16 protein-coding genes are annotated in these 14,553 nt (G+C 39.5%); 15 read left to right on the top strand and 1 reads right to left on the bottom strand.

From position 1 onward, the window contains the following. Positions 1 to 11: 11 nt before the first annotated feature. The 7 genes from meaB to SCI76_RS18395 all read left to right on the top strand — a co-directional run bounded on the left by meaB (position 12) and on the right by SCI76_RS18395 (position 5,863). The gene (gene meaB / locus SCI76_RS18365) at positions 12 to 1,007 is read left to right on the top strand and encodes a methylmalonyl Co-A mutase-associated GTPase MeaB (RefSeq protein WP_033579718.1); all 996 of its coding nucleotides are present in this window, start codon (positions 12 to 14) and stop codon (positions 1,005 to 1,007) included. A 193-nt stretch (positions 1,008 to 1,200) separates the two neighbouring features. Further along, a complete protein-coding gene (locus SCI76_RS18370; protein ID WP_028411575.1) occupies positions 1,201 to 1,638 on the top strand; it encodes a BrxA/BrxB family bacilliredoxin in 438 nt (145 codons plus the stop codon). Between the two features lie 281 nt (positions 1,639 to 1,919). Further along, positions 1,920 to 2,723 carry a transporter substrate-binding domain-containing protein gene (locus SCI76_RS18375; RefSeq protein WP_026106695.1) on the top strand — a complete coding sequence of 268 codons (804 nt, stop codon included), beginning with the start codon at positions 1,920 to 1,922 and terminating at the stop codon, positions 2,721 to 2,723. A gap of 31 nt (positions 2,724 to 2,754) precedes the next feature. Beyond that, a complete protein-coding gene (locus tag SCI76_RS18380; protein WP_013059114.1) occupies positions 2,755 to 3,414 on the top strand; it encodes an amino acid ABC transporter permease in 660 nt (219 codons plus the stop codon). Then, complete coding sequence (locus SCI76_RS18385) at positions 3,407 to 4,129, top strand: amino acid ABC transporter ATP-binding protein (protein ID WP_028411574.1); 723 nt, start codon at positions 3,407 to 3,409, stop codon at positions 4,127 to 4,129. Before SCI76_RS18380 ends, SCI76_RS18385 begins: the two co-directional genes overlap by 8 nt. Before the next feature lie 160 nt (positions 4,130 to 4,289). Beyond that, positions 4,290 to 5,240 carry an aromatic acid exporter family protein gene (locus SCI76_RS18390; RefSeq protein WP_013059112.1) on the top strand — a complete coding sequence of 317 codons (951 nt, stop codon included), beginning with the start codon at positions 4,290 to 4,292 and terminating at the stop codon, positions 5,238 to 5,240. Between the two features lie 104 nt (positions 5,241 to 5,344). Then, the gene (locus tag SCI76_RS18395; RefSeq protein ID WP_238939890.1) at positions 5,345 to 5,863 is read left to right on the top strand and encodes a L,D-transpeptidase; all 519 of its coding nucleotides are present in this window, start codon (positions 5,345 to 5,347) and stop codon (positions 5,861 to 5,863) included. 75 nt (positions 5,864 to 5,938) lie between these two features. On the opposite strand, the gene prli42 is transcribed toward SCI76_RS18395, so the two are convergent. Next, entirely contained in the window at positions 5,939 to 6,034 is a 96-nt protein-coding gene (gene prli42, locus SCI76_RS18400; RefSeq protein WP_149917156.1) for a stressosome-associated protein Prli42, read from the bottom strand. 148 nt (positions 6,035 to 6,182) lie between these two features. On the opposite strand from prli42, the gene mce reads away from it, so the two are divergent. The 8 genes from mce to SCI76_RS18440 all read left to right on the top strand — a co-directional run bounded on the left by mce (position 6,183) and on the right by SCI76_RS18440 (position 14,454). Next, positions 6,183 to 6,608 (top strand): methylmalonyl-CoA epimerase, encoded by a 426-nt coding sequence (gene mce, locus SCI76_RS18405; RefSeq protein WP_081214033.1) that lies wholly within the window; start codon positions 6,183 to 6,185, stop codon positions 6,606 to 6,608. Next, on the top strand, positions 6,601 to 8,151 hold the full coding sequence (locus SCI76_RS18410) for an acyl-CoA carboxylase subunit beta (protein WP_063248534.1): 1,551 nt from the start codon (positions 6,601 to 6,603) through the stop codon (positions 8,149 to 8,151). The genes mce and SCI76_RS18410 overlap by 8 nt, the downstream gene beginning before the upstream one ends. Before the next feature lie 25 nt (positions 8,152 to 8,176). Next, positions 8,177 to 9,295 (top strand): tripeptidase T, encoded by a 1,119-nt coding sequence (locus SCI76_RS18415; RefSeq protein WP_013084962.1) that lies wholly within the window; start codon positions 8,177 to 8,179, stop codon positions 9,293 to 9,295. Between the two features lie 224 nt (positions 9,296 to 9,519). Then, a complete protein-coding gene (locus tag SCI76_RS18420) occupies positions 9,520 to 10,881 on the top strand; it encodes an NAD(P)-dependent oxidoreductase (protein WP_034270985.1) in 1,362 nt (453 codons plus the stop codon). A 21-nt stretch (positions 10,882 to 10,902) separates the two neighbouring features. After that, positions 10,903 to 12,183 (top strand): NAD-dependent dihydropyrimidine dehydrogenase subunit PreA, encoded by a 1,281-nt coding sequence (gene preA, locus SCI76_RS18425; protein WP_028411570.1) that lies wholly within the window; start codon positions 10,903 to 10,905, stop codon positions 12,181 to 12,183. A 19-nt stretch (positions 12,184 to 12,202) separates the two neighbouring features. After that, positions 12,203 to 13,621, top strand: coding sequence for a dihydropyrimidinase (hydA, locus tag SCI76_RS18430; protein ID WP_407544067.1), 1,419 nt, complete (start codon positions 12,203 to 12,205; stop codon positions 13,619 to 13,621). Positions 13,622 to 13,654: 33 nt separating this feature from the next. Beyond that, the gene (locus SCI76_RS18435) at positions 13,655 to 13,867 is read left to right on the top strand and encodes a hypothetical protein (RefSeq protein WP_048019782.1); all 213 of its coding nucleotides are present in this window, start codon (positions 13,655 to 13,657) and stop codon (positions 13,865 to 13,867) included. Between the two features lie 395 nt (positions 13,868 to 14,262). Continuing rightward, positions 14,263 to 14,454, top strand: coding sequence for a hypothetical protein (locus SCI76_RS18440; RefSeq protein WP_013059103.1), 192 nt, complete (start codon positions 14,263 to 14,265; stop codon positions 14,452 to 14,454). The last annotated feature ends 99 nt before the right edge of the window (positions 14,455 to 14,553 follow it).

The following is a 14,553-nucleotide window of genomic DNA, read 5'->3' on the forward strand; positions in this document are numbered from 1 at the left end:
GAAGACAATTGGTGAAATTAAAAACGGTACAAGATTATAAACAAGGGCTGCTTGAAGGGAAAAGAACAGCGTTAGCTCAAGCCATTACTTTAATTGAAAGTAAAGCGCCGAAGCATAAAGCAATAGCACAACAGCTGATTAAAGAAATCTATCCCCATACGGGGCATTCAGTGCGCATTGGTTTTACTGGCGTACCAGGAGCAGGAAAAAGTACGCTGATTGACAAATTTGGATCGTATCTATGCAAAAATGGCCATTCCGTTGCAGTTTTAGCAGTCGATCCAAGCAGTACCTTGTCTGGAGGAAGTATTTTAGGAGATAAAACCAGAATGGAGCTGCTTGCCAAACAAGAGAACGCTTTTGTCCGTCCTTCACCTTCTCAAGGAACGCTTGGAGGTGTTCATCTTAAAACGAGAGAAGCCATTTTTCTTTGTGAAGCGGCTGGGTATAACATCATATTTGTCGAAACGATGGGTGTTGGCCAAGGTGAAATGATTGTAAAAGAGATGGTAGACTTCTTTGTTTTGCTTGCTTTAACCGGAGCAGGAGATGATTTGCAAGGAATTAAAAAAGGGCTGCTTGAATGGGTTAATTTAATTTGTGTAAATAAAGCAGACGGGGATAACCGGCTAAAAGCAGAAGTGACTGCAAAAGAATACAAAAGTGTCATCGGTTTTCTTCACGGTCATTCCGGAGGGTGGAAACCACAGGTCATCACAACTTCTGCTTATGAAGAAGCGTCGTTTCAACATTTATGGCAGATAATTTGTGACTATAAGGAATGGATGAATAAAAAAGATCTGTTTTATGCAGTAAGACAAAAGCAAATGAAGGCATGGTTACAAGCAAGTGTTAATGAATATTTACAAGAATCATTTTATGAACATCCTTTAGTTAAGCAAACATTAGGGGATGTTGAAAAACAAATGATGACTGGAGATGCCACAATGGCTGAAGCTCTCCAACACTTGATTAAAATCTATCAGCAGGCGATGAAAGAAATGTAAAAAAGGATCCTGCATTTTATGCGGATCCTTCTACACTAGGGAGTTAAGAGTATGGTTTTCTAGCTGTAAAAACAGTATCACCATTTCTTTTCTTGTTTAATCTTGATTACCAAGAAAAAATGAGTCAAAGCAATCGCCTTTTTAGTTTTCGTTTGCTATGATAAAGGATAGATAGCAAAAGGGAGGTATGAAAATGAATATCGATTTTAACTTGTTTATGAACGACGTTGTTCGTCAGGCCCGTAAAGAAATTACAGCTGCTGGTTATACAGAATTAACGACGGCTGAAGCGGTAGATGAAACGTTTAAACAGCCTGGCACAACGCTTGTAATGGTGAATTCAGTTTGCGGTTGTGCAGGAGGTATTGCAAGACCTGCTGCAGCGCACGCTGTACATTATGATAAACGTCCAACAAACTTGGTTACAGTATTTGCTGGGCAAGATAAAGAAGCAACTGCGCGTGCACGCGAATACTTTGAAGGTTATCCACCTTCATCTCCATCTTTCGCTTTATTAAAAGACGGAAAAATTATCACAATGGTAGAGCGTCACGAAATTGAAGGCCATGAGCCAATGTCAGTTGTGATGAAGCTGCAAGAAGCGTTCGAACAGAACTGTGAAGAAGTGTAAGAGAGAAGCCGTTTTGAACGGCTTCTTTTTTTATGCATTTTTTTACCCGTCTGTATGCAGGCTTTCTAATGAGTGGAAAATGTTGAGAAAAGGTATTTTCAAATAGTGAAACTTATATTTAAAAAAGATATTGCATATTTATAATGTTGTGTTAAAATACATTTATATGAATATATATTTAAATTTCGACATTTACTTGCAATAGTAAAAAACTTATTTCATAATATTATTAATTTTTAAAAAATAATGTAAGGAATAAACTAGGGGGAACGAAGATGAAATTGAAAAAGTGGTTATCGGTAACGGCAATTGGTCTCTTAACAGCAGGCGTTTTAGCTGCATGCGGAGCAGGAGAAGGAACGTCTAATGGCGGAGCAAGCAGCGACGACAAAGATAAAAAAGTACTTGTAATGGGAACATCAGCAGATTACCCACCATTTGAATATATTGATACGGCAAAAGGTGATAGTGAAGCAATCGGATTTGACGTAGATTTAGCAAAAACAATCGGTAAAAAGTTAGGCTATGACGTGCAGGTAAAGGATATGGAATTTGGCGGATTAATTCCAGCTTTACAATCTAATAAAGTCGATTTAGTTTTAGCCGGTATGACGCCAACTGAAAAGCGTAAAAAGAACGTTGACTTCTCAGACGTATACTATGAAGCAAAAAACATGATTGTATCGAAGAAAGATGCGCCAATTAAAAACGCAGAAGAACTAAAAGGAAAAACAGTCGGTGTACAAACTTCTTCTATTCAAGCAGACGAAGCAAAAGAAATTGCAAAAGAAGTTGACGGAGTAAATGTAACAACGCGTGACCGTATTCCAGAACTAATTCAAGAAATGAAATCAAATCGTATCGATGCAGCGATTATTGAAGATACAGTAGCTAAAGGGTATGTGAACAAAGACAAAAGCTTGCAAATGTCTGATACAGGACGTCCCGATTCAAGTAAAGGATCAGCAATCGCATTTCCTAAAGACAGCAAGCTAACGAATGACTTTAACCGTGAATTAAAGAAAATGAAAGAAAACGGTGAATTGGATAAATTAATCGTTAAGTGGTTTGACGACCAAAAATAAGAATGATAGTTAGAGAGGAATGGAACTAGGCATGAATTTGGATTTTTCGCAAATCGTGCCTTCTATGCCTTATATTTTAAAAGGGATAGGGGTAACGATACAGATAGTCCTAGCTTCAGCAATTTTAGGGTTTGTGCTGGGAGTTATTTTATCTTTATGTAAAATCAGCCGCAATAAGCCTCTTCAATGGTTTGCGGATGCATATACGTCTGTGTTTCGCGGAACACCGCTTGTACTGCAATTATTATTAATATACTTTGGATTACCTCAGCTGCTTGGGTTTGATATTGCCCCGTTTCCAGCGGCCGTTGCTGCGTTCGGGCTAAACTCTGCAGCATATATATCTGAAATTATTCGCGCTGGTATTTTAGCTGTTGATAAAGGACAGCGTGAAGCGGCATTAGCGTTAGGAATTCCTTATCGCCGCATGATGGGACAAATTATTTTGCCACAGGCACTTAAAAATATTTTACCTGCTTTAATGAATGAGTTCATTACATTAACAAAGGAATCAGCTATCGTTACAGTTATTGGAGCACTCGACATTATGCGCCGTGCTTACATTGTAGGGGGAGAAAAATTCGCCTACCTTGAACCGTTAATTTTTGCAGGGTTGATTTATTATGTAATGGTAATGGGCTTAACGCTCCTTGGTAAAGCAGTCGAGAGGAGAATGAGAAAAGGTGATTAACGTTGAAAATTTACACAAATCATTTGGTAAGAATGACGTTTTAAAAGGTATTTCAACTACGATTAAGGAAAAAGAAGTCGTAGCTGTTATTGGCCCTTCTGGTTCTGGTAAATCTACTTTTTTACGCTGTATGAACCTGCTTGAAGAACCGACGAGCGGATTAGTTTCCATTAACGGTCAAGTGATTACAGATAAAAAAACAAACATTATGCGTGTGCGTGAAAATGTAGGAATGGTATTTCAGCATTTTCACTTGTTTCCACATATGACAGTGCTTGAAAATTTGACGTATGCTCCGATGACGGTAAAAGGCGTGTCAAGAGAAACGGCTGTTGCTAAAGGCAAAGAATTACTCCAAAAAGTTGGACTTGCTCAAAAAGCCAACGAGTTTCCAAGTCGCTTATCGGGCGGTCAAAAGCAACGTGTAGCTATTGCAAGAGCATTGGCAATGGAGCCGAAAGTAATGCTGTTTGACGAACCAACATCAGCATTGGATCCAGAGATGGTAAAAGAAGTGCTAGATGTAATGAAGTCGCTAACAGAAACAGGAATGACGATGGTAATTGTAACGCATGAAATGGGATTTGCACGAGAAGTAGCGGATCGTGTGCTGTTTTTAGACGGCGGTGTGCTTGTTGAAGATGCGCCTCCGGCCGAATTTTTCTCAGCCCCTAAAAGCAAGCGTGCTAAAGATTTCTTAGAAAAGATTTTATAATAAAAAAAGTGCAGGAAGAGTACGATCTTTTCTGCACTTTTTTTATTGAAATTTATAAAGTACAGCAAGATTTAAGGTTGTGTTATTTTTCTATTCGTGTTAATAAAGAATAGAGTATTTTATCACACTAAAAAGAAACCAACATGTAGGAGTCTAGAAAATGAAATTTAAAATTGGGTACCGGACAATTAAAACAGCCGTCGGTACATCACTGGCTATTATTATAGCTCAGTTCTTTCACCTCGAGTTTTTTGTATCAGCTGGAATTATCACCATTTTGTGCATTCAAAATTCAAAGAAAAAATCGCTGCGAAGCGCAAGCGATCGTTTTATTGCTTGTTCTTTATCCATTCTGTTTTCGTTTATATTCTTTGAAGGGATTGCTTATCATCCACTTGTTATAGGACTGATGCTGCTTTTGTTTATCCCGGTTACGGTGATATTCAAAGTTAATGCAGGCATTGTTACAAGCTCCGTTATTTTGCTTCATATTTACTCCAAAGGCAATATGACGTGGGGAATCGTCTTTAATGAACTTGGCTTAATTGTAATTGGGATAGGGGTTGCCCTGCTTGTGAATTTATATATGCCAAGTTTAGATCAAGAGCTTCGCACGTATCAGCAAGAAATTGAAGAAAATTTCCGATCGATGTTAAAGGAAATTGCCCTGTATCTCAGAACCAATGACAGCAGCTGGGACGGTAAGGAAATTGCAGATACGGTAAAAATTTTAGAAAAAGCAAAAAGCCTTGCGTTTCGTGATGTAGAAAATCATTTTGTGCGTGGGGAAAATTATTATTACCGCTATTTTAAAATTCGTGAAAAACAGCTTGAAATTATTGAGCGTACGCTTCCTCTCATTACCGCTATTGATTTGGTGGTAGAACAGCGCTACATGATTGCCGATTTCATTGAAGAATTAAGTCTATCCATCCACCCCGGTAATACAGCAAAATTATTTTTAGCCAAACTTCAGCATTTACGAGAAGCGTTTGCAGAGATGCCGCTTCCCAAAACTCGGGAAGAGTTTGAAGCGCGTGCCGATTTACTGCACGTAGTCAAAGAAATTGAACAATATTTGGTTATTAAACAAACCTTAAAAATAAGTTAAATAGCATGCATGTTGTTTATCTTGCTTACGAACACTAAATAAGACAAGAGATGTCTCTCTTGTCTTTTACTTAGGACTAACGTAAGGTGGTGGATTACGTGCATATGTTTGCTTTTATCCTTTTACTACTATCTCCGGTTTGGCCATTAGGAGAAAATCCGTTGCCAAATGATCCTTATATTATTATTAATAAACAAAGCAATGAGCTTGCTTATATTCAAAATAAAGAAATTAAACAAATTATTAAAGTAGCAACGGGGAAAACAGTTAATCTGACGCCCGAAGGGGAGTTCACGGTAACAGTAAAAGCTGTTAATCCTTATTATCGGAGAAGTAACATTGAAGGAGGCGCTCCTCAAAATCCTCTAGGTGTAAGGTGGATTGGGTTTGATGCAAGAGAGACTGACGGACGTATTTATGGCATTCACGGTACAAATCAGCCGGATTCCATCGGTAAATATGTATCGAATGGCTGTATTCGCGTAGAAAATCGTGAAGTAAGCCATTTATATGATCAAGTCCCGTTAGGTACAAAAGTATGGATTGTATCTACAGATCAATCTTTTGAAGAGTTAGCCGCTCAAAAAGGCATTGTGAATATACAGCAAAAGACTGGTGACTAGTCACCAGTCTTTTTTATATGTTTGCATTGCACAAAGAAACAGCAGTGCATCTATGTTTTTAGTCATCAGTCTCGATTAAAACCACATCGCAAGTCCCGCTAGAAGCGTAGATATTAACATGACAAGAAGCATTAAAAACACAATGGTTTTTTGGATTTTCTTATTAGACATACAACCAAAGTCCTCCTACACGTTTTTTTCTTATTTTACATGTCTTCCGCCGCTTAGACAAGCAACTTTCTGTACATACGCGAGCAGGAGATTTCTTTTGTTTTCAAGAATATGTGTAAATGAAAACGCTTTTTTAAGAGGTGAGAAAGTGATAAAAGGAATTGACCACATAGGAATAGCTGTAAAATCAATTGAAGGCAGCCTCCCATTTTATGAAAAGGTATTAGGACTGTCTCTATTAAAAGTAGAAGAAGTAGAAGAACAAGGAGTAAAAGTTGCTTTTATTCAGTGCGGCAACGTGAAAATTGAATTATTAGAGCCACTCTTTGAACACAGTGCGGTCGGCGCGTTTATCAAAAAGAGAGGTGAAGGCCTTCATCATGTTGCTTTAGGTGTGCGCACGATTGAAGAACGGATTAACGAGTTAAAGGAAAAGGGTGTACAAATGATTGACGATGTTCCGCGAAAAGGCGCAGGGGAAGCATCCATTGCTTTTTTGCATCCAAAATCAGCAAACGGTGTTCTTTATGAGCTCTGTGAAAAAACACTAGAGGAGGAGAAGAAACATGGTTGACATTTATGATAAATTAAATGAATTGTACGATAAGCGCCGGAAAATCGAGTTAGGCGGTGGAGACGAAAAAATTGAAAAACAGCACCATAAAGGGAAGCTAACGGCACGTGAACGAATTGAAATTCTTTTGGATGAACATACATTTGTCGAGTTAAATCCGTTTATTGAGCATCGGTGTGCTGACTTCAGTATGAATAATCAAGTAGGACCAGGAGACGGGGTAGTAACAGGCTACGGCAAGATAAACGGTCGCTCAGTCTATTTGTTTTCGCAAGATTTTACGGTATTTGGAGGCGCGTTAGGTGAGATGCATGCTAAAAAAATTGCGCACGTAATGGATTTAGCGGCTAAAACAGGCGTGCCGTTTATTGGTTTAAATGACTCAGGCGGGGCTCGTATTCAAGAGGGCGTCATGTCTCTTGATGGATACGGTCATATTTTTTATCGAAACGCCATTTATTCAGGTGTTATGCCTCAAATATCTGTTATTATGGGTCCTTGTGCAGGCGGAGCCGTGTACTCACCGGCGATTACGGACTTTGTTTTTATGGTAGAAGAAACAAGTCAAATGTTCATTACCGGACCAAAAGTAATTGAAACCGTAACGGGAGAAAGCATTTCCTCTGAAAATCTTGGAGGAGCAGCTGTTCATAACGAAATTAGCGGTAACGCCCATTTCAGAGGTTCAACAGAACAAGAGGTACTAGAACAAGTACGAACGCTCTTAAGCTATCTTCCGCAGTCTAGTCAAGAGCAGCCTCCTTTAGCTTCAGAGGCACAGAGTGATCATTACCGTCCGGATTTATTAGACGTTGTCCCGTTCGATGCCGTGCGTCCTTACGATGTGCGTCAAGTCATTCACCAAGTAGTGGACGAGCGCTCCTTTTTTGAAGTGCAAAAAGACTTTGCCAGAAATATTGTCATTGGTTTTGCCCGCATAGATGGAAAAGTTGTCGGACTTGTGTGTAACCAGCCTAAAGTAATGGCAGGCAGTTTAGATATTAACTCCTCAGATAAAGCAGCAAGGTTTATTCGGTTTTGCGATTCATTTAATATCCCACTCATTACATTTGAAGATGTTACAGGTTTTTTCCCAGGTATCAAGCAGGAACATGGCGGAATTATACGACATGGTGCTAAAATTTTATATGCATACTCCGAAGCTACCGTTCCGAAAATCACGGTGATCTTGCGAAAGGCGTACGGAGGTGCGTATGTAGCTTTAAATAGTAAATCGATTGGAGCCGACCTTGTGTATTCGTGGCCGAATGCAGAAATTGCTGTTATGGGTCCTCAAGGTGCTGCAAATATTATCTTTGCAAACGACATTCGAGGTAGCGAAAACCCAGATGAAACAAGACACGAAAAAATTGAGCAGTATCGCGAGAAATTTGCTAATCCTTACGTAGCGGCAAGCGCTGGAATGGTCGATGATGTGATTGATCCTCGGGAAACACGAATAAAATTAATACAAGCGCTTGAAATGTTGCACAATAAAAAGGAAGAGCGTCCAGCAAAGAAACATGGTAACATACCATTGTAGGTTATTTTTGGAGGGATTACATATTATGATTAATGAACAACGAATCGTTGATTTATTTATTGAATTAGTACAAGTAGACTCAGAAACAAAGCATGAAGAAAAAATCGCTGTTGTACTAAAAGAAAAATTTACCGCATTAGGCGTGGAAGTAGTAGAAGATGATGCCAAAGAAAAAACAGGCCACGGAGCCAACAACTTAATCTGCACACTGCCAGCTACAAAAGAAGGCGTAGACACAATCTACTTTACTTCTCATATGGATACAGTCGTACCTGGAAATGGTATTAAACCATCTATTGAAGATGGCTATATTAAAAGTGACGGCACGACAATTCTTGGAGCGGATGATAAAGCAGGCTTAGCAGCAATGCTAGAAGCAATCACCGTATTAAAAGAAGAAAACATCGCGCACGGCAAAATTGAATTTATTATTACAGTAGGAGAAGAATCTGGCTTAGTGGGTGCTAAAGCTCTTGATTCTAGTCTCGTAACGGCAAAATTCGGCTATGCTTTAGATAGCGATGGCAAAGTGGGAGACATTATTGTTGCTGCGCCGACGCAAGCAAAAGTAAATGCAACAATTTATGGAAAAACAGCTCATGCGGGTGTAGCTCCTGAACGAGGCGTTTCTGCTATTACGATTGCTTCAAGAGCCATTTCTAAAATGCCGCTTGGACGTATTGATGAAGAGACTACAGCGAATATTGGACGTTTTGAAGGTGGAACGCAAACGAATATCGTGTGTGACCGCGTCGATATTTTAGCAGAAGCTCGTTCATTAATTCCAGAAAAAATGGAAGCACAAGTAGCGAAAATGAAAGAAGCGTTTGAAACAGCTGCACAAGAAATGGGCGGACGTGCAGAAGTTGATATTAAAGTGATGTATCCAGGCTTTAAATTTGGCGATGGAGATCATGTTGTCGAAGTTGCTAAAAAAGCTGTGGCTAATATCGATCGCCCTTCACGCCTGCTTCAAAGCGGAGGCGGAAGCGATGCAAATGTAATCGCAGGCTTTGATATCCCAACAGTAAATTTAGCAGTTGGTTATGAAGACATTCATACAACCAATGAAAAAATTCCGGTAGAAGAACTGGTGAAGACATCTGAACTAGTAGTGTCGATTATTAAAGAAGTAGCAAAATAATAGTTGCAGCCTTGCTTTTATATAAAAGCAAGGCTTTTTACATAGTGAATAGTAAATAGTCTGAATTTTTTAACATAATGTATAATGAAGAAAAGACGGTCGTTTTGTACAATAAAGTTAGTAATACATTTTACAAAGTAGAAGTTGAAAATAACGTATATAAAAAATATGTAAGCGCTTTCAATTTAAGTTTTATCAACAGATATTCTTGGGAGGTTGATGCAATGCGATCACCGGAAAGTTTGCAGTCCATCATTCAAAACTTTAATGAAGTAGAAAAAGGGTTGTCCAATAGAGAAGCAGTCGAAGAATCTAATCGATGTTTGTACTGTTATGATGCACCCTGTATTCAGGCATGCCCTACAGGAATTGACATCCCGACGTTTATTAAAAAAATTGCATCGGGCAATTTAAAGGGCTCTGCCGAAACGATTATGTCTTCGAATCCAGTAGGAGCAAGCTGTTCGAGAGTCTGTCCAACCGATGAACTATGTGAAGGAGCGTGTGTGCTAAACCATTCAACCAAACCAATTATGATTGGAGATTTGCAGCGCTACGCAACGGATTGGGCTATTCAAAATGAACAGGTGCTGTTTGAGAAAGGAAAAGCCAACGGCAAAAAGGTAGCGATTGTTGGGGGAGGTCCGGCTGGTCTCTCTGCAGCAAGAGAACTGGCCCGATTCGGGTACGACGTAACCATTTTTGAAGCGGAAAAACAAGCAGGAGGGTTAAATACATATGGAATCGTGTCGTTCCGTCTTCCTCAAGCGATTTCATTCTGGGAAGTTGAACAAGTAAAAAGCTTAGATGTAAAAATTAAAACAAACGTAAGAATTGGAGAAGATATTCTTCCAAGCGAATTACTGCAGTCATATGACGCGGTTGTATTAGCTATTGGTATGAGTAAGGTGCCTTCTCTACATGTTGAAGGTGAAGAGCTAGACGGTGTGTATGATGCGATTGATTTTGTGAAAAAAACGAAGTCAAAAGCGCTATCAACAGAATTTGTTGGTAAGCGTGTAGCCGTCATTGGTGCGGGAAATACTGCGATTGATGGTGCTACGTGTTCCGTGCGCTTAGGAGCTGAAAATGTTCAAATTTTATACCGTCGTACAAGAGAAGAAATGACGGCATATGATTTTGAATTTGAATTTGCGAAACAAGATGGTGTTGAATTCCGCTGGTTAACGGCTCCTATACGAATTATTGGAGATGAAAATGGTAAGGTGAGCGGAATTGAATGCGTAAAAATGACCCTAACAGATCCAGATGCAGACGGCCGCAGGAAGCCTGTTCCGGTTGAAGGTTCAACGTTTACCATTCCAGTGGATGCTGTTGTTAAAGCAATTGGTCAAGAACGTTACCTGTCCTTGATTCAACAATTCCAGCTGAACCATGAAGACGGAGTTGTCTTAATCAATCAAGAGACGTTCCAAACATCAAATCCAAAAGTATTTGCTTGCGGAGACGTCATTTTTGGTAAAGGACAAGGAGAAGCAATGGTTGTGACCGCTGCTCAGCAAGGAAAACAAACGGCGTTAAATATTCATATGCAGTTAACAAAAGAAACAATGGAAACAGCTTAAAATCAGGAGGAGGAGAAATCTATGGCAGATTTAACAACAAATTTAGCAGGTATTCAATCACCAAATCCGTTTTGGCTGGCATCCGCACCGCCAACCAATTCAGGTTATCAAGTGCAGCGTGCATTTGAAGCAGGATGGGGAGGCGCAGTTTGGAAAACGCTTGGTGATCCGATTTTAAATGTTTCATCTCGATTTGCTGCCGTTGGCTTCAACGGTCAGCGCGTAGCCGGCTTTAACAATATTGAGCTAATCACCGATCGTCCGCTTGAAGTTAATTTGAAGGAAATCTATGAAACGAAAAAGAAGTTTCCTAACCACGCAATTATTGCCTCTCTTATGGTAGAGCCTCAGCAAGAAAAATGGCATGAGATTGTCAAAAAAGTAGAAGATGTAGGAGTAGATGGATTAGAGCTGAACTTTGGCTGTCCGCATGGAATGGCAGAACGAGGGATGGGTGCTGCCTCTGGGCAAGTCCCTGATTTAGTTGAAAAACAAACGTATTGGGCCAAAGAAGTAGCCCAAACGCCGGTCATTGTTAAGCTAACCCCAAATATCACAGATATTACCGTTACAGCAGAAGCAGCGGTTCGAGGTGGTGCCGACGCTGTTAGTATGATTAACACCATTAATAGTTTAGCAGGAGTAGACATTCATTCATGGAATACAATTCCACACGTAGCGGGAAAAGGCGCTCACGGAGGCTATTGCGGCCCGGCTGTTAAGCCGATTGCATTAAACATGGTTGCTGAATGTGCAAGAAGTCCGTTTATTAACGTTCCAATATCTGGTATGGGAGGCGTTTCGAACTGGCAAGAAGCAGTGGAATTTATGCTCATGGGTGCTACAGGTGTGCAAGTATGTACAGCTGCTATGCATCACGGATTCCGCATTGTAGAGGATATGATTCAAGGTCTCAACTATTACTTGGATGAAAGAGGAATCGAAAAAGTAAGCGATATTGTAGGGAAAGCCGTTTCAAAATATTCCGACTGGGGCAACTTAGATCTCAATTATAAAGTAGTGGCTCGCATCGACCCTGATACGTGTATTAACTGCAATAAGTGTCATATTTCTTGTGAAGATACTTCTCACCAATGTATTGATATGTTGAAAGATCCTTCAGGGAAACCTTATTTAAAAGTACGAGAAGAAGATTGTGTAGGCTGTAATTTATGTTCGATTGTATGTCCTGTGGACGGAGCTATATCCATGGTTGAATTACCAAATGAACAACCGCCAATGACGTGGAATGAACGCCAAGCTGCTTTACAAGCGACGGCTGCACAGCGATTGGACGTATAAACACAAAGGGGATGAAGAAATGAAGAAAATCGTTAAAAATGGTGTCATAGTCACAGCAACAGATACGTATAAAGCCGATATTTTAATTGAAAATGGATTGATTTCGGCAATTGGCTCAGCTTTTGAAGAACAGGGATGCGAAGTAATTGATGCAAAAGGCAACTATGTATTCCCAGGAGGCATCGATCCCCATACTCATTTAGATATGCCGTTTGGAGGGACCGTTACAAAAGACGACTTTGAAACAGGTACAAGAGCAGCAGCTTTTGGAGGTACGACAACTGTTATTGATTTTTGCTTAACCAATAAAGGCGAACCGCTCCAAAAAGCGATCGGCACATGGCATGAAAAATCAAAAGGAAAAGCGGCTATCGATTACAGCTTTCATCTAATGATTGGAGAAATCACGGAAGATGTATTAAATGAGCTTCCTACGATTATTGAAAAAGAAGGAATTACTTCTTTTAAAGTGTTCATGGCCTATAAAAATGTTTTTCAAGCAGACGATGCTACCCTTTACCAAACGCTAGTGCAAGCTAAAAAACTAGGGGCGCTTGTGATGGTACATGCTGAAAATGGAGATGTTATTGAGTATTTAACGGCAAAAGCGCTGGAGCAAGGACAAACTGATCCTATCTATCATGCACTCACTCGTCCTCCGGAAATAGAAGGAGAAGCTACGGGAAGAGCCGCAGTGCTAACCGAGCTTGCTGACTCACAGCTCTATGTTGTTCACGTATCTTGCGCTGAAGCAGTTAAAAAGATTGCTGAAGCAAGGGAAAAAGGCGTAAATATCTGGGGCGAAACGTGTCCGCAGTATTTGACGCTTGACCAAACCTATTTAGAGAAACCGGATTTTGAAGGAGCAAAATACGTATGGTCGCCGCCTTTACGTGAAAAATGGAACCAAGATGTTTTGTGGAATGCCCTGCGTAATGGCGACTTGCAAACGATTGGATCAGATCAGTGCTCGTTTGATTTTAACGGTCAAAAAGATCTAGGAAAAGGAGATTTTACAAAGATTCCAAACGGAGGACCTATTATTGAGGATCGCATGAGCCTTTTATTTTCAGAAGGAGTAGTGAAAAACCGAATTGATATCAATCAGTTTGTGGATATAACATCAACAAAAATCGCGAAGCTGTTCGGACTGTATCCGAAAAAAGGAACGATAGCAGTTGGTGCAGACGCGGATCTGCTTATATTTGACCCTTCTGTTGAACGTGCGATTTCAGCTAAAACGCATCATATGGCAGTTGATTATAGCGCATTTGAGGGAATGAAAGTTACAGGTGAGCCGGTTTCAGTGCTTTGCCGAGGAGAATTTGTCGTAAAAGATAAGCAGTTTGTCGGTCAAAAAGGCTATGGACAGTATACAAAAAGAGCAAAGTTTAATGAGTTAAACACGGCTAACGAAGCTGAAAAATTAACGTTATAAAAACAGATGCCAAAATAGATTGGAGGCAGGGGAATGTCAAGTTACCATGAATATATGGCAGAGCGGGAAAAGATTGATTTTTTGCTACAAAAAGGATTTAAAATAACGGCTGTAACAGAGAATCTAAGCGGGGCGTTTGTGACGTTTGAACGCATCGAAAAGAATCAAACCGAACAAGAAACGCTTCATATATTGACGGCGGATGCTAGAAAGTATTTTTCATCCGTACTGATTCAACAAGTATAAAAACGAAGGCTGAGACAAAATTATTTTAGCTGAAGGAAGATCCGAACGATGAATCGTTCGGATTTTTTTATTGGTAGGGTGAACGTAGGTTTCACGTATGCAGGTGCTCCTAGATGTTGATGGAAGTAATTTAGTTATGTCTCAATCCCTTTCTTTGTTTACTAAGACCTATAAGTTTTTTACTATATTGGCTGACAAAAGTGATCCGTTTTTGTGTTTTTTTCGTTTTGGATGTGAAACAAAATAACTAGATATTATCCATTGACTGTATTACAGTTGTTACATTTCGTTTACATCGAAAGAGAAAAGGTTTAGTTATCTAGTAAATTGTAGTAAATATTATAGTAGAACGTTTTCACAATAAATCTATTAAATATAAAAAGGGTGTGACACGGATGGATCAAGCTACGCAGTGTATGACACAAGAAGAAACAAAAATTATTGATAAATTAAAAATGGAAATGTTAAATGCAGTGTCACTACAAGATTTGCGTTTTTATAAAAAAGAAATTCACCGAATTAAAGAACAAGCGGTTAAGCGCCACGGTTTTTTTAATAAATTACAGCAAACGGCTCAGAAGCTGTAACGATCCATTATCGTTACAGCTTTTTTCGTTTCTTTTATTAAATATTTTATTTCTTCTAAATATTTAATATAATGTAAGAAGATATAGCTTTTGTTCTAC

The organism is Priestia sp. HNGD-A6 (genome assembly GCF_045784335.1).
Lineage (GTDB): Bacteria > Bacillota > Bacilli > Bacillales > Bacillaceae_H > Priestia > Priestia zanthoxyli.